Raw genomic sequence first — 22,449 nt, forward strand, 5'->3', positions numbered from 1 at the left:
TAGGGATCGCAGCTTACAAAATACACCACCCTACAATGGAGGAATTATCATGAAAAAATTAACTGGAATTTTCTTTATTGCCACAGCACTCTTTTTACTCGGAACTTCTTTCAAGCCGCTAGCAGACGATTTTCCACGTTTGACGAAAATCGATATGATTGTAAAACCTGCAGCAGATGACTTTCCGCGTTTAACTAAACTTGAGGCCCCTATTCAAAAATTTGCAGATGATTTTCCACGCCTTACGAAAATCGAAGAGCCTGTTAAAACATTCGCTGATGATTTCCCACGCCTTACTTAATCGTTAAAAGAGACGCCAGAGACGCCCTCGTGCGTCTCTTTTTTTATTTCCGAAACTCTGGAAATGAACGTATTGAAAAAAAGTCAAACAATTTACATATTAACCTCCATTTTTTTCTTGTTTCCTTATATAATAACGGAGACATGATGACGATTTCATTTCACAGCTACTTCACCTATCTATGAATAAAGGAGCGGATCTCGATTGAACCAAACGAAATCATCTTGGAACTTGAAACTGTTGCTTAGCTCTTCCCTTGTCATTGGTGGCATGGCCGTCGCCCCATTCGACTTGACGCCGACCGGTTTCGAATCGAGCCGAGTCGAAGCTGCCTCTACATACACGACAACAGCTAACTTGAACCTTCGCTTAAGTGCCGCTACATGGAGTCCCGTCCTCTTGACGATTCCAAACGGAGCGACCGTCAAATATGTCAGCACGTACGGATCTTGGTACAAGGTCAGCTACGGTGGCAAGACCGGCTACGTCGCTTCGCAATATGTGAAAGTTTCGACTGCCTCGACGATGACGCCGAGCTCAGCCTCGTACTATAAAACGACGGTCAACTTGAACATGCGCTTGACGGCTGCCTCATGGAGCACGGTTTTGACGACCATCCCGAACGGCGCCACTGTGAAATACGTCAGTCGTTACGGCTCTTGGTATAAAGTCAGTTACAACGGTAAGACTGGCTACGTCGCTTCGCAATACTTAACTGCTACGGGAGCCCCGACCACGACGACTTCTACGACGTCATACCAGACGACGGTCAACTTGAACATGCGCTTGACGGCAGCCTCATGGAGCACGGTCTTGATGACCATCCCGAACGGCGCCACCGTTAAGTACGTCAGCAAGTACGGCTCTTGGTATAAGGTCAGTTACGGCGGCAAGACCGGTTACGTCGCTTCCGAATACTTGAAGCCCGCCACGACGACGACACCGACGACCTCAACCGGTACTGGCCGGACGATTGTCATCGATGCCGGACACGGCGGGAATGACCCAGGCGCTGTTTACAGATCCGTATACGAAAAAGTCATCGCTTTCGATATCGCCGCACGCCTTGCGAGCACGCTCTCGAATACATATGGCTATAATGCACGAATGACGCGTTCGAACGACGTGTACTTGTCGCTCGCACAACGCGTCGAATTGACAAAGTCGTATAAAGGTAGCGCCTTTGTCAGCATTCATAACAACTCGTCGACGAACACGTCTTACCACGGTCACGAAGTCCTCGTCCCGACCGGTGAAAGTTATACGACGAACCCGTACATCTCGGCCAGCCGCAGTTTAGGGGCAGCCATCAACCGTGAGCTCGGTGTCCGCATCCCAACGATTCGTAACCGCGGTGTGAAATATCAAAACGTTTATGTCGTCGGCAAGAACAGCGTCCCATCGACGCTTGTCGAATATGGCTTCATCAGCAACTCGAACGACCGCTCGCACTTGACGAGCACCACATACCGGCAACGAATGGCAGATGCCACCGCTTCTGGGATTCATCAATTCATGAGCACTTATAAATAAGCAAGAGACCTGATCGCACGCGATCAGGTCTCTTTTTCATCGGCGGGGCAACACCAAATTTTATGATGCGCCCCCGGCCCCCAATAGTGCTCAATCGTCACGAGCGGCGGGCCGAGTCGCTTCTCCCAATAAGCTTGTGACGTCGGAAAGCCGGCATCTAAATAGAACGCCGTTTGTCGATTCGCCACGAGCTGCCGTCTCAGGTTGTCAATCAGGAAACGACCGACACCTTGGCGTTGGGATCCAGGCGAGACGTACATACATCCGATTTCAGGAACGTTTGGCTCGATGTCGACGTGGGCGGTAATGATGTCGTTCGGAGGTAAAATCGCGGCCGTCCCTACGATGACGTCATCTTGAATCACCACGAAAATTTGAACGGTCTCGTCCTCGAAACTGTCTTGGACGGTCGTATTCAACCGCCCTACTTCCTCATCCAACAAGTCTGCATCCTCAAACTGTTCTCGGCGAATCAAATCACTCAGACTCTCCATAAACAGCCGTTGGAGCGGCTTTACATCTTCACGTTCGAGCGGGCGAAATTTCAATCTGTCCACTTCCCTCTGTTCCTGAATGATACGTGCTAGTCTTTACCCGCGTCCGGTTTTGGCGTAACGTTCGATTGATGCGACCCTTCCACCGCCTCGAGCTGCTCGAGGTGATCGTAGCCGAGATGTCCGTGTGTCTGCCAAATCAAGACGATCGCGGTCGTGACAAGCAATAACGTCAAATGAAGAAAGCCGATTGGGAACACGCCTGGCTCCATTAACGGAATAAGTGCGAAAGAGACGTTGAACATCGTATGAAGCAAGAAAACGGACCATAAATTCATTGTCGTCACGTTATAGAGCCAAGAGATGATGAACGTGAAGGCGAGAATCGCCATGGCGTAAGCCCAAAACGGGATGAGCGCTTGAGCGGTCCCCTCCATCAAAAAGAGTGGTGTATGCCAGACGGTCCAAACGCCACCTACAAACAGACTCGCTTTGATTGGGGTCGTCTTCAATTGACACGCGTCGAGCAAATAACCTCGCCAGCCGTACTCTTCTTGAATCGTCCCGCCAAGGAACAGCATGTAGAAGAACGTCGGCACGATGAGCCATGGACGTTCAAACAATAGCCCTCCTCCTGTGTCAGACCACCAATGGGAAATCAGGAACACTAACGGCAGAAACAATAGGCCGAACGCATAATATTTTCCGGACATTCGCCACTCGAATCCCCGCTTCCATAACGTCGTGACACCTTCCCAACCGTTCTCCCGGAACGCCATATAACTGCCGGCTAGACTTGGACCGAACGCCCCAATCAGCACGATCGCCTGAATCGGCAATCCGGTTGCGGAATACAGTCCCCACCACGCCAGCCATGAGAACCCGAACGCGATGAGGAGAAATAAGATGATTTCTTTCTTTGTCGGAATCACTCGTCTCCCCTCCTTCTATCCGTAGTTTACCCGCTTTCCGAACGACTTCCCTATTTCACGCAAAAAATATTTTCATTATAAAAAGCAAAATGATAGATGGACTTTTGTTTTCCAAGGTATAATGAAAATTACAACAAAATTACATTCATAGTGAGGTATATATGGAACCAGTCGTTGAACACTCAATGAGTCACAATGGTTTTCTTGTGATTCTGTCTTATCTGATTGCCGCCGTTTCCGCTTACGCCGCCATTGAACTGGCGCGTCGTGTCAATTCAGCGAACCGTTCCGTCCAAAACGTCTGGATCATCGCTGGCGGCGCGACGCTCGGTCTCGGCATTTGGTCCATGCACTTTATCGCCATGCTGGCCCATGAGGTGTTGCGACCGATTACGTATGCGGTCCCTTACGTCGTCTTGTCCGTCGTCATCGCCATGGCCGGCTGCGTGTTCGGCTTCTTCATCGTCTCGCGCCGCACAACCCGTCCGGCCCTGATTGGTGCAGCCCTTGTCATGGGAGGCAGTATCGCCAGCATGCATTATGTCGGAATGGCCGCGCTCCAAGGCGTCACGACTTCCTACAATCCATGGTTGGCGGCACTCTCGATTTTAATTGCGCTCGGCGCATCGCTCGTTGCCTTGTGGATCGGTTTCTTTTCGAAATATACCGAGAAAAAAATGCACATCGAATTGAAAGTGTTCTTCTCCCTCTTGATGGGTGTCGCCATCTTCGGCATGCATTTCGTCGGCATGATGGCGGCGACGTTCACGTTTGTCGAGACAGACAGACCGTTCGCCAATGCGATTGAGCCTTCGTTGCTCGCATGGCTCGTGACGGCAATCACGATTCTTTTGTTTGCCATCTTCTTCTTATCACTCACGATTGACCGTCATCTTCGGAAACGGGATTTCATTCAAGCAACGATTCTTGACTCCACGACGGATGCGGTCGTCACGACGACGAAAGACGGGATGATTCAATACGCGAACACAGCGTTCTATCGCTTGTTCGACCAAGTCGAGAAGGATGCATTCTTCCAAGACTATCATCCGTCGCTCACCATCAATCAACCGTTTCATGAACCGAGACGCGTCGATTTCGACGACCGGACGATTGAAGTGACGAGCTATCCGCTCAAAGGGGAAACGATGGACCAAGTACTTTGGTTCATGCGCGACGTCTCGGAGACGATTGCCTCACAGCGGCTCGTCGAACATATGGCGTATCACGATACGCTCACAAATTTGCCAAACCGGCACAAGTTGGAACAAATTTTGGCTGAGCATATCCGAATCGAAGATCCGGTCGCTTGCCTCTACATCGATATCGATCGTTGGCGCTTCTTGAGCGATATGCTCGGGCATCACGGATCGGACGAACTGACGATGCAAATCGCGGAGCGTCTACAAGTGACGATTCATCCGGATGACATTTTGACACGCGTCGGTTCATCCGAGTTCATCATCTTGCTATTCGACAAGCGCAGCACGCTCGCCAAACAGAAAGCCGAAAAGTGTATCAAGGCGATCTCGCAACCGTTCGATATCGATGGCACGACTGTCGATCTGACGCTCAGCGCTGGAATTAGTCATTATCCAAACGATACGAAGTCGGCTGAAGAGCTCGTCCAGTACGCGCGTCTCGCCGTCCACGAATCGAAACGGACCGGGAAGAACCAAATCAAAGAGTTTGAAGACGAGTCGAAACATCAAATCCTGCGCACCGTCGAAATCGAGAAGGGGCTCGCTCAAGCGCTCGACCGCAACGAGTTTTCACTCGTGTACCAGCCAAAAGTGTCACTCACGCAAAATCGACTCGAAGGGGTCGAGGCGCTCCTCCGTTGGAACAATCGGGAACTCGGTTCTGTAGCACCGGACGACTTCATTCCGATTGCAGAGAACACCGGCCTGATTCATCCAATCGGTGGCTGGGTCATGCGTGAGTCCTGTCGGGCATGGGTCCGTTGGAAGAAGTCCGGCGTGAAACCGTTCACCCTTTCGGTCAACGTCTCGCCGCTCCAGTTCGCGCGGGAAGATTTCGTCGAGTCGCTTCAGGCCATCTTGGATGAGACCGGGATGGATCCGATGTTCCTCGAGCTCGAAGTGACGGAGTCGTCGATGCTGTTTTATGAGGCATCGACACGGGAGAAACTTTCCCAACTGCATCAGTTTGGGATTTTAATCTCACTCGACGACTTTGGGACGGGCTACTCATCGTTCCGTCAATTGCGTGAGCTGCCGGTTCAAGTGTTGAAAATCGATCGGTCGTTCATCGTCAACTTGTTCACCGACCGGAACCAGGAAGCCATCGTTCGCTCGATGATTCAGCTCGGCCACAACCTCAATATGAAAGTGCTCATGGAAGGTGTCGAGACGTCAGATCAGCTTGAATGGTTATTGAACGAACAGTGTGATTATGTCCAAGGTTATTACTTCAGTCGTCCACTTCTTGAAAAGGACGTCGTGAAACATGTCAAATCGGTCACAACGTATATTGAGTTCGGAAAGACCCGTGCTTGATCAGACTGTAGCCCCTGCGCTACAGTCTTTTTGTATGCAAAAATTCTCCCATGCCACCAGGCACGGGAGAATTGGTTTACGAGACTTGCGCTTTTTCTTGCTCGCGAATCAAGTGGTATTGCTCGAGAATCAGCTTTGTCAGCGTATCGTCCTCATGCAATTGGAGATATTTTTCTACCGTTGAGACGATGCCGTCTTCTTCGATGGAAAGATTGAGTTCAGAAGATTCTGAATCCTCAGGGTTGTAATAGGTTAAGGCAGCCGCGATTCCGTAGGCCAGTTCATTCGGTTCGATGCCGTTATCGATGAGTTCGCGGGCCGGTTTGACGAGCCGATCACTCGGTCCGAGCTTACGAATCGGTGAGCGGGCGACACGTGAGACTTCATCTTTCAACTTCGGATTCTCGAATCGTTTGATGATCTTTTGAATGTATTGGCTGTGTTCTTTCGCCTCGAACCCGTATTTCTCGAGGAGGAGCCAACCGGTCTCATACAACGCGCCTTGCACGACTTGGCGGACACGGCGGTCTTTCAACGCCTCGTCAATCGTCTCTTTCCCGAACAAGGAACCGATATACGATGCGATGGCGTGGCCGGTGTTGACCGTGAACAGCTTCCGCTCGATGTATGGTCCAATCTCGTCGACCCACGTCACACCTCGAAGCGGCGGCCGCTCGGCCAATCCGTTCGTCTCAATGACCCACTCGTAAAACGTCTCGACCTCGACGAATAGCGGGTCTGCGTGCTGTTGCAGCGGGACAATCCGGTCGACGGCCGCATTCGGGAACGAGGCATTTGCTGTTCCGACACCGCCAGACGCTTCGATGGCTTGGTGCAGCGATGCGCTACCGCCAATCATGTTCTCGCAAGCAATCACATAAACTGGTGCCGACGTCTCGCGTTCACGGAGTCCTTCGCTGATGAGTGGCGCGACTTTCGGTAACAGCGTCGGCCCGACCGCGGTCGTGACGAGATCGGCCTCGGCGATGAGGGCAATGACACGCTCCGGATCCGTCAAGCTGTTGACCCCACGGACTCGGTCGACGACGACGTTGTCGACGCCTTCTTCGGCGAATCCTACCTCATAAAATCGCTTTTCTTCTAACGCTTGGATGACGGTATCGTTAATATCGACGAACGTGACCTCGTAACCACTCTGATTGAGCAACAATCCGATAAAGCCACGGCCGATGTTCCCTGCCCCAAAATGTACGGCTTTCATTACGCCACCTCTTCCATGAATAGCGACAAAATCTCTTCTTTCGTCTTCGCCTGTACGAGGCGTTCGACGTTATCCTCATCGGAACAGATGACCGCGATTTGGGACAGGAGTTCCAAATGTTCGTCATCCACACCGGCAATCCCGATGACGAGTTTCGCCGTCTGGCCACCGAAATCGACGCCGGCCGGCACTTGGAGGATGGAAATCCCCGTCTTTTGAACAGCGGATTTCGCTTCCTCGGTCCCGTGCGGAATCGCGACGTGGTTCCCGATATACACGCTCGAGAGCGCTTGACGTTCGTGCATCGCTTGGACGTAAGCCGGCGACACGCACCCGGCTGCTTCTAACACTTGACCGGCTGCGTCAATTGCTTCGGCCGACGTGTTGAACGATTGGTTGAGTCGAATCATCTCTGTCTGAATGAATGGCATTTTAGTTCCTCCTATACCTTAACCCTTGTCTCTGTCTACTTGTGTTATGAGATTTTGCTGCGTTCTGCTTTAATTTCTTCGATCAATTGATCGTAATAGTCGGCGTTCAAGAAGTTCGTGACCGAACGGTGAATCGCATCCGGCACTTGTGCCTCGGCCCGGTCCGTCAAATCCTCGTGGGTGATGATGAATTGAGCGTCTTTCGGCAATTGACTGATTGACGTGTTCGTGACTTTGATTGGCAAATTCGCCTTATTCACTTTATTGCGAAGCACCGACGCGCCCATCGCGCTCGAACCCATCCCGGCGTCACAAGCGAAGATGATGTGATCGACTTTATCGAGACGGTCGTGGACGAGAGCCGACGCATACGACTGCTTGCCTTTCATCGCGCTGACGTTCTGTGTCGCTTCTTCGAGTGACACTTCTTCTGCTGCGCTTGATTTCAAGATGACACTCGCCACAGCGAACGTGACCGCTGCGGACAAGAGAATCCCCGCAATCAATCCAACGTAAGAACCGCGTGACGCCATCGCGAGAATCGCGAAGATACTACCTGGTGACGCTGGTGCGACGAGACCGACATCGAACAAGACGAATGTGAACACGCCTGTTGCGCCCCCAGCGATCATTGCCAAAATCAAGACTGGCTTCATCAAGACATATGGGAAGTAAATCTCGTGAATCCCACCGAGGAAGTGAATGATGGCAGCTCCTGGTGCTGTGCGTTTGGCCGCCCCTTTAGCGAACACCATGTACGCGAGCAGTAAGCCAAGACCTGGTCCTGGGTTTGCTTCAAGTAAGAACAAGACCGACTTCCCAGCGTCTGCCACTTGGTCGACACCGAGCGGGCTCAAAATCCCGTGGTTGATTGCGTTGTTCAAGAACAAGATTTTCGCCGGTTCAATGAACAAACTTGCGATTGGCAACAATTTCGCGCCGACGATCCAGTCGACACCGGCCGCCATGACTTTATCGAGGCCGCTCATGATTGGCCCGAACACTTCGAAGCCACCAATCATGAGAAGACCACCGATGATACCGACCGAGAAGTTGTTGACGAGCATTTCGAATCCAGCTTTGACTTTACCTTCGATGAGACGGTCAAACTGTTTAATGACATATCCGCCGAGTGGACCCATGATCATCGCACCGAGGAACATCGGAATGTCCGTCCCGACGATGACCCCCATCGTGGCGAGTACCCCGACGACTCCGCCTCGTACGTCATGAATCAACTTACCGCCGGTGAAGCCGATTAAGAGCGGTAACAGATACGTGATTGTCGGACCGACGAGTTCTGCTAATTTTTCATTCGGCCACCAGCCCGTTGGAATGAAGAGGGCGGTGATAATCCCCCAGGCGATGAAGGCACCGATGTTCGGCATGACCATCCCGCTCAGGAAACTCCCGAACCGTTGTACTTTGACTCGAACCCCGCCCGAGCCAGCTTGCGCATTCGCCATGTATAAAACCTCCAGTCGATTATTGTGAAAGGTAGATTGTTGTAGTGTAGCTAACCGGTTTGTGCTCTACACTCGTATTGTAGTCCCAGCGTAAGCGCTTTCTCAATTCAATTCAGTTCATACTTTGGCAACATTCTATGCCAAATAAAAAAATGACCACGGCGGGTCATTTTTCGTGCAACGTCTCTTGAATCAGTTTCTTCATACATTCATGGAGCAACAGACGCAGTTGTTGCGTTGAACCGGTACTATATACATTCATATGTTGTTCGCTCTCAATCAACGAGCCGCTGACGGCACTGAGGAACTGAAGTTCGACGTCGTCTGCCTCTTCCGGTGCGAGCAGGACGAGCAGACGTGACACCGGCTCGGTCGATTGATCCATCATCAGAAGTGGAATCGACTGTTTCAAATCGAACGCGAACACACTCGCCCGCTCGATTGACGCATGACGTCCGTGGAATAACGCCAGCTTCGTGCCGGGAATCCCGAGACCGGCCACTTCATGACGCCGGAGCAATTGGGCCGATAACTGGATGCCGCTTTGGACGAGACCCCGTTCTTCGAGGTGCGTCCCAATATCGAGCAAGATATCTTCTAATCGGTCGCTATTATCGAGCGTGACGAGATCGAACTGCCGGTCCATCCGTTCGAACGTCTCGACAAGGGCACCGAGTTCGTTGAAGTCGAGCATCGTCGAGTGGCTCTTCTCTTTCGTCTGGAACGACTGTGGGAGCGATAACAGCAAATGGCGGACGCGTTGCACTTCTTCGTTCGTCAACAACGGATTGACGATGAGCGTCGGTACGGACAACGGTGGCAACGGGACTGTCGATAAGATGACGTCATAGTCGTCGAGCCGATGCTGCTCGAGCCCGAACAACGAGGAGTTGACGACGTCCTGCATCTCCGGAAACTCTTGTTTGACCCGGTTGACGAGCATCTTTGAGGAACCGAGACCGGCCGAACAGACGACAAGGGCCCGATATTCGCGACGCCGGACCGGTTTGACGAGCGCGGCGGCGAAATGCATCGCCCAAAACACGGTCTCTTCTTCCGTGAACGTATTCGTCCCGAAGACGATATCGGCCGCCTGCTGGATGGCCGATCGCAGATGCGGATAGTCACGGTCGATGTGGGGACGGACCGTGTTCGTATCAGGCAGGGCTTGCGTGTTCATACTCGACAAGATGTGGGCGAGGAGCCCTTTCTCGAGCGCGGCATCGTCCGTGAAGGCGAATCCGTGAATAAGCGAGACGTGATGGATGAGTTTATGCACTCGGATCTGCATGACCCAGCGCTCTTCCTCATCTTCTTTCATCTGTTCTTTTAACGAACGGAGTCGGTTCGCTTCCTCGGCAAACCAGACGCGCTCCGCCATCGAGAACGGCGTCCCGAGTGCCGTCTCCATGTCGTGTGCGACTTTCAAATAGTCGTCTGATCGTCCTTTCGTATACATCTCTAAGAAGAAACCAGCGTCGAGACGGGCTTGTTGTACGCCATAGGCGAACGTCACCCGCATGATGGTCCGGTCGTCCATCCGCTCATACGGATGTTCCTTTAGATAGTCATAACCGTCACGGAGCGCCTCAAGCATGACATCACACGGAACCGTCTTTAAGAACGCCGGGATATAGTCATCCTCCCCGCGCACGAACCGATAAAACGCGAGCGTGTCCCAATGGGCGAGGAGCGCATTGATCATCAGCTTCCGCTTCTCGGCTTCGAGGCCGAGGACGCGAGCCCCGACCCCTTTCTTCCGTTCGACTTCTAGATGATACTCATCGAACCAACGATCGAGTTTCTCGAGGTCTTGTGTGAGCGTGCTCGGGGAGACGTGCATCTGTTTCGCGACCGCCTGCAGCTTGAGCGTGTCTTTTTCAAACAGTAGCCGCCAGGCGAGCTCGAAGATACGGTCCTCGGCCGTCGGAATCGCCTCGGCCGACAAAATCAAATCTTCGCGTAACTGCTGTTTCGCATCGGAACGACCGATGAGACTGAGACCGTGCCCGCGCTGCCAAGCGAGTTCCAACTCGAACTCGCGCAAGATGCCCTCGAGCAGTTGACGCTCCCGTTGAATCGTCCGCTCAGACAAATTGACCGCTTGCGCGATTTCCGCGAGCGGTGTCGACGTCTCCGTTGCCAATAGATGTAGTAAAATCGAGCGCTCCCGCGCGCTCCACTCATGTTTCATATCCATTCACCCATTCCTCGACGAGTTGTCGATATTCCGTGAGCGATAACATGTATCTGACCGAGCGAACGTGCGCGGTCGGATGATCGATCGTCGCAGTCCCGGCTTGATAGATAATCCAATCCACGTCTTCCGGAATGTCCCGATACGTGCCGTGTTGAATCACACATGACAATTTTGCCGAACACGCTTCAGCAAACAGCTTCGCCGCCATCGCGCTCGTGACGAACCCGCATGGACAGGCAATATATACGTTCATGTCAGACCTTCTTTCATCGCTTATCTTTATATAACCATACGATGGAACCGCTTACTTCACCTACTATTTTGCTTGTTGGCAAAAATATCGGCAAGCAGTAAAAAGCACCCCTCTGTTTAGAGAAGTGCTTTGATGATAGATTGATTATTCAACCGTCACTGATTTCGCCAAGTTACGCGGCTTGTCGACGTCACAGCCACGTGCGAGCGCGGCGTAATACGCCATCAATTGGACCGGTAACACCGTGATGAGCGGCGCGAGAATCGGTTCGACGTGCGGCAAGATGAACTCGTCGTTCTCGTGCTCGACGCCTTGCATCGAGATGATACACGCGTTCGCACCACGGGCGACGACTTCTTTGACGTTGCCGCGAATGTTCAAGTTCGTCTTCGGTTGCGAGATGAGCGCGATGACCGGTGTACCGTCTTCAATCAAGGCAATCGAGCCGTGTTTGAGCTCTCCACCCGGATACCCTTCCGCCTGGATATACGAGATCTCTTTTACTTTGAGCGCGCCTTCGAGACAGACCGACGCATCGAGGCCGCGTCCGATGAAGAACGTGTTCGGCGTCGTCTTCAGGTAGCGGTCCGACAAATCTTCAAACAGTTCTTTTTGTGACATGATCGAGTCCATGATCGTCGCGACGCGCGCGAGTTCCGGCATCAACTCGAACGGCAAGTCTTTCCCGTTCGCACGGGCGATATCGTACGCGAGAATCGCGAGCACGGCGATTTGGGCCGTGTACGCTTTCGTCGACGCGACCGCGATCTCCGGGCCGGCGTGGAGGAGCATCGTCTCGTTCGCTTCACGCGAGAGCGTCGACCCCGGCACGTTCGTCATCGTGAGTGCCTTGTAGCCGCGCTTCTTCACTTCGACAAGGACGGCACGGCTGTCAGCCGTCTCTCCAGACTGTGACAAGAAGACGAAGAGCGGACGTGAACTTAAGAGCGGCATATTGTAGCCGAACTCTGACGAGACGTGAACCTCGGTCGGGATGCCGGCAATCCGCTCAAGGATGTCTTTTCCGACGAGCCCAGCGTTATAGCTCGTGCCGCAAGCGACGATATAGATGCGGTCGGCTTCCGAGACGAGCGAGCGCACGCCTTCCGTGAGCTCGATGTCACCGTTCTCGTTCTGGTAGTGCTGGATGATGTTGCGGATGACGGCCGGTTGCTCGTCCATCTCCTTCAACATGTAGTGCGCGTACGTGCCCTTCTCGATGTCTGACGCATCGATCTCGGCCGTGTACGGCGCACGCTCGAGGATCTCGCCGTCGAGCGTCTTGATCGTCGCCGACTCGCGCGTCAAGATGACGATCTCGCCGTCGTGGAGCTCGAGGTACTGGTCCGTCACCTGGAGCATCGCCATCGCGTCAGACGCCACGACGTTGAACGTGCCGTCGCCGAGTCCGACGAGGAGTGGCGACTTGTTCTTGCCGATGTAGAGACGCTCTTTGTCCTCTGAGTCGATCATCGCGATCGCGTATGAGCCGTGAAGCTCAGCCAACGTCTTGCGGAACGCCGCCTCGACGTCCTTGAGCACGACGAAGTTCTTCTCCATCAACTGGACGATGACTTCCGTGTCCGTCTCTGACAAGAACGGGACGTCGAGTGTCGCTTTGATCTGCTCGTCGTTCTCGATGACGCCGTTGTGGACGAGCGTGAAGCGGCTCGTCGTGCTCTGGTGCGGGTGGGCGTTCGGGACGCTCGGCACGCCGTGTGTCGCCCATCGTGTGTGGCCGATGCCAATGAATCCTTCCGCTTCGACCGGTACGATGTCACGAAGTGCGGCGATGCGACCTACTTCTTTGAACACATGGACATCATCACCGACGAGCGCGATTCCGGCTGAGTCATAGCCTCGATACTCGAGCTTCTCCAACCCTTTTAATAAAATCTCTTTCGTTCCAACTTGACCAATCATTCCTACAATTCCACACATAACAATTCTCCTCATCGATTCGATTTCTCGAAAAAGGAAACGGGCTTTTTAGAGTGCTGTCAACGTGTTCTTCGTTGTCCGTCCGGTCACCCGAACGTTTTAAAAGAACACTTGTAGTCGTGACAGGCGACTAGGAGGCATCCGCCGAAACATCGATTACCCCCACCTCGTCAACTCCGCAGAGTTCTGGCGCTTTCCCTTCATAGCTGGCCGTTTCTCCAGATACCCTTTCATGCTAGCCGGTCTCAATTGAAACCGAAAGCGTTTATGTCACAACAGAATCCAATACTTTTTTACTGTTCATGTAAAAGTCACCACTTTCACTAAAAAGCTACTTTTTTTGAACAGGCTTGTCCCGGCGAGCTCGTTCGGTCATGATGGAAGTATCTATTAGATGGAGTGGAGGAATGGCTATGAATATCGTCTTTCTCGTCATCGGCATCATCTTATCGACCGCATCCAAATGGTTGCAATTCGAAGGACAGAGTGAACTTGGAGATTTACTTGTGTTTCCCGCCGCTTCGTTTTTGGCGCTCGCGCTCATGTTCAGCTTCCCGTTTTTTAAAGAGTGGTGGGACGACCCGTCGCTCCGTCCGAAAGCGTACCGCTTTGCCGGGTTTGCTACTGCAGGCGTGTTGTCATTTCAACTCTTCGCCTGGCTCGTCTTCGGACAAGGGGAATGGCTCGGGGCACTGTTCCTCATCCCGTTCCTGATTTGCCTCTACTTCGTCATCCGCACGTTTAAATGAAAAAGGGGGAGCGCCTAGGCGTTCCCCTTTTTTACGTGATGTCGAGGTCGAGTTGCACCCCATAGTGATCACTCGGCAACACGTCGGTGTCCGTGACGGACGTCTTTCCAAACACGCCCACGTTCAAGATAAGCGGAACGTCCTCTTCGTCGTGACGCAATAACATCCAATCATAGCGTGCCGGTTGTTTCTGCAAGGAATCCTGCTTCAAATATGGGTTGTGTACATAATCCAGCGTCGGCTCATCCCCACCACGACCACACATGGCGACATCGATCCAACGATGTGCGGTCAAATCACGATAGATTTCCGAGTGTGGGTCGTCATTGAAGTCACCACATAGCAGCTCGTAACGTTCTCCCGCACCGATCCACTCGCGGACGGCCCGCACTTGCGTTTCCCGAATGTCCGGCGACCGCCAATTCAGATGGACGTTCGTCAATCCGAACGCGTGACCTCCTGCTTGAAACGTCACCCGCATCGCACAGTAGTTCGCTTCTTCTACCTCGTGGTGCCAAATCGCATCATTCGTATCGAGCGGAATATGACTTAGGATTGCGAGCCCTTCATCGGGTGAATCCGGATAGGCGAGAAATACGCAAAACGGATAGCCCGTTTCGTTGGCGATATGCCGCGCGACATCGATTCCTTGCTCCCCTTCCACATACGTTTTGACTTCTTGAAGCGCCAGCACATCGGCGTTAATCATCTTCACTGTGGCACAGATGGATTCGATTCGCTCGGACCATAATGTCGGATTGTTCCAAATGTTGAACGTCGCAATCCTCATGTGTCGGTCCCACTTTGATGCATATCTGTCAGTATGAACTGTTCGCTTTCTTGAAGCTGTTGAATCGTCTCGCTCAATTCGCCTTCCGTGTTATCCAAGTAGTAGCGTTCTGGTGCACCCGAGCTTCGAAACTCGTTCCGTAATATGAGGACCCGCTCCCCCATCTGCGCATCGCTCGGCCGGTGCTGATCGCGTTCGACATGAACGTCTTGATCTGCCCATAAGATGACGTAGCGCACTTCGATGCCTTGCTCGATCCAGTGCGCCGTGTAGCGCTTCACGTCTTGCCAAAAGGCGACCCAGTCCACGACGACGTCATAACCTGCCTCAAGAAAATTTTCGGTCAACGCGACGATGTTTTTCCACACCAGGTCGTTCGCCCGCTCGGACTCCCACGGTCTTTCACGACCGGACACCGTCATATGACTAATGTCATCGCCTGACACGTATGCACTCTTCTCGATACTTTGAGCGAGCCGTCTCGCCGTCGTCGACTTTCCGACGCCAGCTGGTCCCGATATGATCCATACTTTCCTTGCCACACGTTCTCCCTCCTTCATATAGAAGAGGAAACGCCTAAGCGCTCCCCCACTTTTGTTCTTCTCGCAATTCAGCCTCGGTGACATAGTTGTCATCGAGTTGAACCATGTGCCGCTCGTACAGACGATGCTCGAGAATGGCGAGCACGTATGCCCCTAGCCCAATCAAAGCGAACGATTGGAGTGAAATGAGATCTGTGAACAATGCGTAAACCCATAATAGGAAAAATGGTAGCGTCACAAGTCCGAAGATGGAGTTAAGATGGATGAGCCGTTTTGCTGCTTCCGACTTTAAAAACTGCTTTTTGATGTTCTCGCGTTGCCACATCTTGCGAAAATCAGGTAGACCTGCCGCGATACTGAGGAAGATGACCGTCATGGGTGATAGCCAATTATACTCCAATGAGAAAAAGAGAAGTGCGGCCAACACCGCTGACAAGAACACGTGTGTGGAATGTTTTCTCTGGTCGAACGCCGTCAATTCACGCATTTGGCTCCGTTTATCCATGACTTTGCTCCTTTTCGATATCGCGTGCTTCCCGAATCAGCTTTAAATCCGCCCCCGTTAAATAATGATCGTCATGCTTTTGGATGATGCGGTCCAACCATTTGCCGAAAAAGGCGGCTCCCCAGAAAAAGGCTTGCGACAACAAAAAGGCTTGGAACGTTTGCGGTTGTGGCGTCTCATAGAATACGACAATCCCGTAGTATCCGATTGCGCTAACCCCAATCAAATAAATCGTATACCGGAGCGTAAGCAATTTCCGTGCCTGTCCATTTTTCACGAACCGACGCCACATGAGAAATCGAGTCGTTTCGATGCTAATCATCAGAGCGAAAACCGATACTAAGAGCACAAGGATAAATGACTCGGGCATGTCCCAATACGATGCATAAACGAGCATCCCAACGACTGCAGAAACGACCAGGATGCCGAAGCCCCAACTCGTCCACTTCTCAAATCGAAGAATCGTATCAATCTGTTGCTTTGAATGTGGTGACAGTTCCATTTAGCTCATCCTTTCAATCAATTCTTCATATGTCGGTACATGAGGATCATGCCTTTTCAACTGACGTTCAATGAATCGTTTCCGATAATTTGCAGTTAACCCCCAAATCCCAAATAGAAATCCAATCCCAATGCCAAGCGACTCCATTGTTAATAACGCCGTCATAAACGTGCCCATCAACAGCGCGCTAATCCACGTATCCGCATATTCGACCTTTAGCCACTGTAAGCTTTTTGGGTGCGTCGAGACATGGCGAAGGAGACGGTATTGTTTATGCCCCATGACAATCAGAAACACAGAGACGGTCCACATTAAAGGAATCAATAACATCTTTTCGAATAGAAGCGCAACAATCATTAGTAGAATGTAGATGCCCAGGACCGCGCCGCGAAAGCGTTGAATTCGTTTAATCGATTGGACTTCTTGTTGAATAGAATATTCCATCCGCTCACCCCCTAAGCTGTTCATATGTAGGAAGCCACACATCCTCTTCTTTCATCCGCTTTTCGATTCGTATCGTCAACAACCCTGCTACTATAAGCATGAACAGCCCACTTAGATACAGAACGTTCGACTCAAACAACTCACCGCCATTTAAAGCGATAAAGAAGGCGATCGTATTGAAGCAGTCACTTCTTAATTGTTGGCGATAGCGCTGCGCCAATTGTGGATTCAATGTCCGTCGCATCCGGGACCGTCGAATATACATGACATTGACGGGGACGAGCGCTAGTCCGGTATAGACAATTCCCCAAAACAGATGATCCGTCCACGCTATAACTGGAAGGACGACAATCAAGAACACACCGACAATCCCAAAGATGAGTTGATGGAACGAACGAAACCACGCCCGTTCCTGTTCGATTCGTTCCCTCATCGCGCTTCCTCTAATTCAAGGGCGCGTAACATCGGGTCATGCGCCTGTAGCACACGATTCAAGCGACGCGACACGACCTCGGTAATGATTCCCCAAATGACGACCGCGAACGCCCAATAGAGGTTATCTCGACTAAAAATCAATAGTCCGCCGACCATGATGATGAGTACGCCCGTATTTACGACGTCGTATCCTAACTGCCAACGAAGCATTTTTTGTGCGGCGGACTCGAACAAAAACGACCGTCTCATTCGATATTTTGCCACGTCTGAGACGAGCAGGGCGACGCCGACCAGGCCGAGCGGGACGGTAATCCACGTTGCCCGTCCAAAAAACATGAAAGCGAACGCCAGAATGACCACCGCCAATAAAGCGTAGCCGATGCGTGTATGTCGTCGCTTCCATTCTCGTTCCCGTTCCATCCGAACTGATTGTGTCATACGCTTCTCCTCCTCACTCTTCTCCTTTTCTATACGAATCCCTTTCTAATTCGTTTCGCTGTTTTCAAGAATCACCCTCACAATCGTTCGACGTTTTTCAACAAATGCCGAAGGATTGTCCTCCACCGATATCTAATTTCTGATATACTGATAGCGTATTCATACCTACAAATTTTTGTTGTGAAAGGTGCAGACAGTCATGGGTCCAAAGTATAAACAAGTTGCCGAACAGATTGAGACGGATATTATGAATCACGTCTATCAACATACGAACAAGCTCCTCACCGAGGAAGAATACGCCACGAAATACGGCGTCAGCCGCAACACCGTCCGAAAAGCGATTGAGATTCTCGTCAACAAAGGGTACGTCTATCAAGTACAAGGCAGCGGCGTCTTCGTCCGTGATCATTATATGAGTGATTACGTGAACCTCGAGAAGTTACAAGGTCTCACGAGCGACTTCAGCGGACGAAAAGTCGAGACGCGTGTGCTCGATTTCGAGTTGACGACAGCAAACGACGAAGTGGCTGAACGGATGAAGTGCAACGTCGGGACACCCGTTTATTACGTCAAACGTCTCCGTCTCGTCGATGACCATCCGTTCTCGGTCGAGGACTCGTATTTCCGAAAAGACCTCGTCGTCTATCTCGATCGGAACATCACCGAGAAGTCGATTTACAACTACTTCCGCAACGATCAAAAGCTCGCCATCGGTTTTGCCGACCGTGTCATTTACGCCGATTTTTTAAACGCTGCAGATGCTGAGCTACTCGGGTTGAACGAGAACGACCCGGCCCTCCTCGTCGACAACACCGTCTATTTGACGAACGGGCAAATCTTCGACGTATCGCGCTCGACACATCATTTCCGCCATGTTAAGATGCTCAAAGTCTCGAACATCAAGTCTTAAACGCGCCCGAGAGATTGTTCTCGCGTGCGTTTTTTTCGTTCGTATATTTTATAAAAGAAAGGGTTTACATGTAAGCGGTATCGTGCTACTATCAATTTGTAGAATTTGTACCTATGAATTTTGGTTATCCATACAAAAAGGAGAGATACTATGGTTTCTGAAACAATCGAAATTACACCCGAAGATATTTTCGGTTTAATCGCTCTTTCAGGCGACGCCAAAGCGAGCTACCATCACGCGATGCTATTGATGCAAGAAGGCAAAGCAGAGGAAGCGGCTGAAGCGGTCAAAGCTGGTGACGCGACATTGAAAGAAGCACACGCCATCCAGACGAAATTCGTCACACTCGAAGCACAAGGGAAAACGGCTACGGTCGGCGTCCTCATGGTGCACGCGCAAGACCACTTAATGAACACAATCCTCGTCAAAGAGATGCTCGGCTATATGATGAACATGCAAAACGAAATCAACCAATTGAAAGGAATGGATCAAAAATGATGAAAATCGGACTCTTCTGTGCAGCAGGTATGTCAACAAGTATGTTAGTAGAAAAAATGAAAGCGGTTGCCGCTGAACGAGGCCTTGAGGCTGAAATCGCTGCTTACCCAGAATCAGAAATGGAAACGTACGTGGACAACCTCGACGTCGCCCTTCTCGGACCACAAGTCAAATACTTGCTCGCGAAAGGCAAACAAATCTGTGAGCCTAAAGGCGTTCCAATCGACGTCATCAACACAGTCGACTACGGCATGATGAACGGAACGAAAGTATTAGACCACGCGTTAAAACTCGCGAATAAATAAACTGAGGTGACCACTTTGAAAATGCCAAACAATTTCTTGTTCGGCGCCGCATCGGCTTCTTACCAAGTCGAGGGTGCATGGAACGAGGACGGGAAAGGACTCTCAAACTGGGACGTCTTCTCGAAAATTCCTGGAAAAACATTTGAAGATACGAACGGCGACGTCGCAGTCGACCACTACCACCGTTATAAAGAAGACATCGCGCTCATGGCAGAGATGGGACTCGAATCATATCGCTTCTCGATCTCATGGCCGCGTGTCTTCCCGAACGGCACAGGTGAAGTGAACGAAAAAGGACTCGAGTTTTACAACAACTTGATTGACGAGTGCTTGAAGCACAACATCGTCCCATTCGTGACACTCTACCACTGGGACCTCCCGCAAGCGCTTGAAGAAAAAGGCGGCTGGAAAAATCCAGAGACGGTTGACGCATTTGTCCGTTTCGCCGATACTTGCTTCCAATCGTTCGGCGACCGTGTCCGTCACTGGATCACGTTCAACGAAGCGGTCATCTTCTGCTCGCTCGGCTACTTGACTGGGGCACACCCGCCCGGCATCGAAGGCGACGTCAAAGGTTACTTCCAAACAACACACCACGTCTTCGTCGCTCACGCTCGTGCCGTCGAGTTGTTCAAACAAAACGGATACGTTGGCGAAATCGGAATCACACACGTGTTCAACCCGGCTTTCAGCATCGATGACGCCGAAGAGAACAAGTTCGCTGAAATGCACGCGAACGCTTACTCGACGCATTGGTTCTATGATCCGATCTTGAAAGGTGAATACCCAGCGTACGTGGTGAAAGGACTCGAGGAGCAAGGCCTTCTCCCTGAAATGACAGATGAAGAACTCGACCTCTTGAAGCGCACGGCTTCGATGAACGACTTCATCGGCCTCAACTACTACAGTCCGCAACGCGTCATGAAAAATGACTCGGCGCTCGTCATGGCCGGTGGCCGCGAGAACTCGACAGGCCGCCCGGGTAACCCTTCATTCGATGGCGTCTATAAGACGGTCATGATGGATGACAAAGTGTACACGAAATGGGCTTGGGAAATCTCACCGGAAGCGTTCCTTGACGGCATGCACATGCTCAAAGATCGTTACGGCGATGTGAAAATCTACATCACAGAGAACGGTCTCGGTGATGTCGACCCGATCGTGGACGGCGAAATCGTCGACGACGCTCGTATCGAATACATCGAAGGCCATATCCGCGCCGTGAAACATGCTGTCGAACAGGGTGTCAACGTCGCAGGTTACTACGCTTGGTCGGCAATCGACCTTCTCAGCTGGCTCAACGGATATAAGAAGCAATATGGCTTCATCTACGTTGACCACGCTAACGGACTTGCTCGTAAGAAGAAAAAATCGTTCTACTGGTACAAAGACATTATCGCTACTCGCGCTGAAAACCTATAAGGAGGTTCCCCATGAGCCGCTTAGAAACCGTATTTGAAAAATTCACGCCAGGGTTCGTTCGTTTCGCGAACGCCAAGCCCGTCCTTGCAATTAAGGACGGGTTCATCCTGACGATGCCGATGACGATCATCGGGTCATTGTTCTTACTCATCCTTGCTCTCCCAATTCCAGGTTGGGCTGACTTCATGTCAGGATTGTTCGGAGCCGATTGGACGCTTCCACTCACGCAAGTCGTCGGTGCGACGTTCGACATTCTCGCTTTAATCGGTGTATTCGGAATCGCTTACTCGTATGTTAAAAACGAAAAAATCGAAGGTGTACCAGCTGGTATCCTCGGGATTATCTCGTTCTTGATTATCACGCAAGCGTCTGTCCTCTCTGAAGGCGGAGAAACAGTCGGCGGAGTCATCCCGAAAGTATGGACAGGTGGACAAGGTGTCCTCGCTGCCATCGTCGTCGGATTGGTCGTTGGATTCATTTATTCGCAGTTCATCAAACGCGGCATCAGCATCAAAATGCCTGACGGTGTTCCACCAGGCGTATCGAACTCATTCTCAGCACTCGTTCCTGGTCTTGCGATTATCACACTTGCGGTCGCGACATTCGCGATTTTCCAAGCGGTTGCAGATCGTACGTTCACAGAAGTCGTCTATGACGTGCTTCAAGCACCACTTCAAAACTTGACAGACACACTTGCTGGAGCCGTTATCATCATGGTGCTCATGTCAGTCATGTGGTGGTGTGGAATTCACGGTGCTGCCATCCTCATGGGGATTATGGGACCACTTCTTACAGCTAACGCGCTTCAAAACCAAGCACTCATCGATGCGGGTGAAACACTCGTTGCCGGTGAGAACGCGAAAATCGTTACAATCCAGTTCCTCGACGTCTTCACGAAGCTCGGTGGATCAGGAATCACAATCGGTTTCATCATCGCGACACTCATCGTCGCCCGTTCGGCTCACTTGAAGCAACTCGGTAAGCTCTCGCTTGCACCAAGTCTCTTCAACATCAACGAGCCGGTCATCTTCGGGATGCCGATCGTGTTCAACCCGATCATGTTCGTACCGTTCGTTATCGTTCCTGCCATCGCATCGTTCATGGTGTACTTCTCAATCCTTTGGGGCTGGGTCGACCCGTTCAACGCACTTCAAGTGCCATGGACAACACCACCGATCATCTCTGGTTTCTTAATCGGCGGATGGCGTGCAGCGCTCTTGCAGATCGTTACGATCGCAATGGCCGTAGCCGTCTACCTCCCGTTCGTTCGCATGCAAGACCGCGTCTCGTACGGTGAAGAGTTGAAAGCACAAGAAGACGCAGACAAAGCGTCAGCCTAAGCAAATAACGACAGCCCTTCTCAGCGATGAGAAGGGCTGTTATATTTAGGAAAATGAGTATGAGAGTTGGTACATAGATGAAACGAAATTATACGGTCGCGTTCTGCTCCCTCATGAGCGCTTCCTTCCTGGCCGGGATTGCTCTTGAATCAATCATCCCGTTCGTGCTAGGAGTCGTCTTTCTGTTCGCAGCCGGTTATCAGGTAGCTCAACGTCCAGCCTAACGACCTGTCATCGCAGTATGCTATAGTGGTCATGACTTTTAAAGAAGGATGTG

At 51.6% G+C, this 22,449-nt stretch carries 25 protein-coding genes; 10 read left to right on the plus strand and 15 right to left on the minus strand.

Going from position 1 to position 22,449, the window contains the following annotated elements; translation table 11 throughout:
• Nucleotides 1–49: 49 nt before the first annotated feature.
• Together KNO58_RS13105 and KNO58_RS13110 are read left to right on the plus strand one after the other, a co-directional pair.
• Nucleotides 50–301, plus strand: a complete 252-nt coding sequence (locus tag KNO58_RS13105; RefSeq protein ID WP_058765666.1) for a hypothetical protein — start codon at nucleotides 50–52, stop codon at nucleotides 299–301.
• Between the two features lie 204 nt (nucleotides 302–505).
• Nucleotides 506–1,834 (plus strand): N-acetylmuramoyl-L-alanine amidase family protein, encoded by a 1,329-nt coding sequence (locus KNO58_RS13110; protein ID WP_214754596.1) that lies wholly within the window; start codon nucleotides 506–508, stop codon nucleotides 1,832–1,834.
• 23 nt (nucleotides 1,835–1,857) lie between these two features.
• Here the strand turns inward: KNO58_RS13110 and KNO58_RS13115 are convergent, their stop codons facing one another.
• Together KNO58_RS13115 and KNO58_RS13120 are read right to left on the minus strand one after the other, a co-directional pair.
• On the minus strand, nucleotides 1,858–2,391 hold the full coding sequence (locus tag KNO58_RS13115; RefSeq protein WP_260570892.1) for a GNAT family N-acetyltransferase: 534 nt from the start codon (nucleotides 2,389–2,391) through the stop codon (nucleotides 1,858–1,860).
• A 26-nt stretch (nucleotides 2,392–2,417) separates the two neighbouring features.
• Nucleotides 2,418–3,260 (minus strand): CPBP family intramembrane glutamic endopeptidase, encoded by an 843-nt coding sequence (locus KNO58_RS13120; RefSeq protein ID WP_214754598.1) that lies wholly within the window; start codon nucleotides 3,258–3,260, stop codon nucleotides 2,418–2,420.
• Nucleotides 3,261–3,421: 161 nt separating this feature from the next.
• Here KNO58_RS13120 and KNO58_RS13125 point away from each other — a divergent pair, with 161 nt between their 5' ends.
• Nucleotides 3,422–5,779 (plus strand): bifunctional diguanylate cyclase/phosphodiesterase, encoded by a 2,358-nt coding sequence (locus KNO58_RS13125; protein WP_251026255.1) that lies wholly within the window; start codon nucleotides 3,422–3,424, stop codon nucleotides 5,777–5,779.
• A 76-nt stretch (nucleotides 5,780–5,855) separates the two neighbouring features.
• On the opposite strand, the gene KNO58_RS13130 is transcribed toward KNO58_RS13125, so the two are convergent.
• The 6 genes from KNO58_RS13130 to glmS form a co-directional block, all read right to left on the minus strand.
• Nucleotides 5,856–7,001 (minus strand): mannitol-1-phosphate 5-dehydrogenase, encoded by a 1,146-nt coding sequence (locus KNO58_RS13130; RefSeq protein ID WP_214754600.1) that lies wholly within the window; start codon nucleotides 6,999–7,001, stop codon nucleotides 5,856–5,858.
• Nucleotides 7,001–7,432: a PTS mannitol transporter subunit IIA gene (locus tag KNO58_RS13135; RefSeq protein ID WP_114167330.1), complete on the minus strand. Its 432-nt coding sequence runs from the start codon at nucleotides 7,430–7,432 to the stop codon at nucleotides 7,001–7,003. Before KNO58_RS13135 ends, KNO58_RS13130 begins: the two co-directional genes overlap by 1 nt.
• A gap of 44 nt (nucleotides 7,433–7,476) precedes the next feature.
• The gene (locus tag KNO58_RS13140; RefSeq protein ID WP_214754602.1) at nucleotides 7,477–8,898 is read right to left on the minus strand and encodes a PTS mannitol transporter subunit IIBC; all 1,422 of its coding nucleotides are present in this window, start codon (nucleotides 8,896–8,898) and stop codon (nucleotides 7,477–7,479) included.
• A 166-nt stretch (nucleotides 8,899–9,064) separates the two neighbouring features.
• Nucleotides 9,065–11,098 carry a BglG family transcription antiterminator gene (locus tag KNO58_RS13145; protein ID WP_214754605.1) on the minus strand — a complete coding sequence of 678 codons (2,034 nt, stop codon included), beginning with the start codon at nucleotides 11,096–11,098 and terminating at the stop codon, nucleotides 9,065–9,067.
• A complete protein-coding gene (locus KNO58_RS13150; RefSeq protein WP_214754607.1) occupies nucleotides 11,082–11,351 on the minus strand; it encodes a PTS sugar transporter subunit IIB in 270 nt (89 codons plus the stop codon). Before KNO58_RS13150 ends, KNO58_RS13145 begins: the two co-directional genes overlap by 17 nt.
• Nucleotides 11,352–11,495: 144 nt before the next feature.
• A complete protein-coding gene (glmS, locus tag KNO58_RS13155) occupies nucleotides 11,496–13,292 on the minus strand; it encodes a glutamine--fructose-6-phosphate transaminase (isomerizing) (protein WP_214754609.1) in 1,797 nt (598 codons plus the stop codon).
• 413 nt (nucleotides 13,293–13,705) lie between these two features.
• Between glmS and KNO58_RS13160 the strand changes: the two genes are divergently transcribed.
• Nucleotides 13,706–14,041: a hypothetical protein gene (locus KNO58_RS13160; RefSeq protein WP_214754611.1), complete on the plus strand. Its 336-nt coding sequence runs from the start codon at nucleotides 13,706–13,708 to the stop codon at nucleotides 14,039–14,041.
• Between the two features lie 31 nt (nucleotides 14,042–14,072).
• Here KNO58_RS13160 and KNO58_RS13165 read toward each other — a convergent pair whose 3' ends face one another.
• The 7 genes from KNO58_RS13165 to KNO58_RS13195 are packed head-to-tail and all read right to left on the minus strand — an operon-like array spanning nucleotide 14,073 to nucleotide 17,697.
• On the minus strand, nucleotides 14,073–14,831 hold the full coding sequence (locus KNO58_RS13165) for an endonuclease/exonuclease/phosphatase family protein (RefSeq protein ID WP_214754613.1): 759 nt from the start codon (nucleotides 14,829–14,831) through the stop codon (nucleotides 14,073–14,075).
• Nucleotides 14,828–15,373 carry a P-loop nucleotide/nucleoside kinase family protein gene (locus KNO58_RS13170; protein WP_214754615.1) on the minus strand — a complete coding sequence of 182 codons (546 nt, stop codon included), beginning with the start codon at nucleotides 15,371–15,373 and terminating at the stop codon, nucleotides 14,828–14,830. The genes KNO58_RS13165 and KNO58_RS13170 overlap by 4 nt, the downstream gene beginning before the upstream one ends.
• Before the next feature lie 34 nt (nucleotides 15,374–15,407).
• Entirely contained in the window at nucleotides 15,408–15,878 is a 471-nt protein-coding gene (locus tag KNO58_RS13175; protein WP_214754617.1) for a hypothetical protein, read from the minus strand.
• Nucleotides 15,871–16,380, minus strand: a complete 510-nt coding sequence (locus tag KNO58_RS13180; protein WP_214754619.1) for a hypothetical protein — start codon at nucleotides 16,378–16,380, stop codon at nucleotides 15,871–15,873. Before KNO58_RS13180 ends, KNO58_RS13175 begins: the two co-directional genes overlap by 8 nt.
• Nucleotides 16,381–16,824, minus strand: coding sequence for a hypothetical protein (locus KNO58_RS13185; RefSeq protein ID WP_214754621.1), 444 nt, complete (start codon nucleotides 16,822–16,824; stop codon nucleotides 16,381–16,383).
• A gap of 4 nt (nucleotides 16,825–16,828) precedes the next feature.
• Entirely contained in the window at nucleotides 16,829–17,257 is a 429-nt protein-coding gene (locus KNO58_RS13190) for a hypothetical protein (protein ID WP_214754623.1), read from the minus strand.
• A complete protein-coding gene (locus KNO58_RS13195) occupies nucleotides 17,254–17,697 on the minus strand; it encodes a hypothetical protein (protein ID WP_214754625.1) in 444 nt (147 codons plus the stop codon). Before KNO58_RS13195 ends, KNO58_RS13190 begins: the two co-directional genes overlap by 4 nt.
• A 199-nt stretch (nucleotides 17,698–17,896) precedes the next feature.
• Here KNO58_RS13195 and KNO58_RS13200 point away from each other — a divergent pair, with 199 nt between their 5' ends.
• The 6 genes from KNO58_RS13200 (at nucleotide 17,897) to KNO58_RS13225 (ending at nucleotide 22,396) form a co-directional block, all read left to right on the plus strand.
• On the plus strand, nucleotides 17,897–18,607 hold the full coding sequence (locus KNO58_RS13200) for a GntR family transcriptional regulator (protein WP_214754627.1): 711 nt from the start codon (nucleotides 17,897–17,899) through the stop codon (nucleotides 18,605–18,607).
• Between the two features lie 150 nt (nucleotides 18,608–18,757).
• Nucleotides 18,758–19,105 (plus strand): PTS lactose/cellobiose transporter subunit IIA, encoded by a 348-nt coding sequence (locus tag KNO58_RS13205; RefSeq protein WP_021065301.1) that lies wholly within the window; start codon nucleotides 18,758–18,760, stop codon nucleotides 19,103–19,105.
• Complete coding sequence (locus KNO58_RS13210) at nucleotides 19,102–19,410, plus strand: PTS sugar transporter subunit IIB (protein ID WP_021065302.1); 309 nt, start codon at nucleotides 19,102–19,104, stop codon at nucleotides 19,408–19,410. Before KNO58_RS13205 ends, KNO58_RS13210 begins: the two co-directional genes overlap by 4 nt.
• A gap of 15 nt (nucleotides 19,411–19,425) precedes the next feature.
• On the plus strand, nucleotides 19,426–20,832 hold the full coding sequence (locus KNO58_RS13215; protein ID WP_058765650.1) for a GH1 family beta-glucosidase: 1,407 nt from the start codon (nucleotides 19,426–19,428) through the stop codon (nucleotides 20,830–20,832).
• Nucleotides 20,833–20,843: 11 nt separating this feature from the next.
• Nucleotides 20,844–22,172 (plus strand): PTS sugar transporter subunit IIC, encoded by a 1,329-nt coding sequence (locus KNO58_RS13220; protein ID WP_214754629.1) that lies wholly within the window; start codon nucleotides 20,844–20,846, stop codon nucleotides 22,170–22,172.
• A 77-nt stretch (nucleotides 22,173–22,249) separates the two neighbouring features.
• Nucleotides 22,250–22,396 carry a hypothetical protein gene (locus KNO58_RS13225; RefSeq protein ID WP_214754631.1) on the plus strand — a complete coding sequence of 49 codons (147 nt, stop codon included), beginning with the start codon at nucleotides 22,250–22,252 and terminating at the stop codon, nucleotides 22,394–22,396.
• Nucleotides 22,397–22,449 lie beyond the last annotated feature (53 nt).

It is taken from the genome of Exiguobacterium sp. J17977 (assembly GCF_018616375.1).
Lineage (GTDB): Bacteria > Bacillota > Bacilli > Exiguobacteriales > Exiguobacteriaceae > Exiguobacterium > Exiguobacterium mexicanum.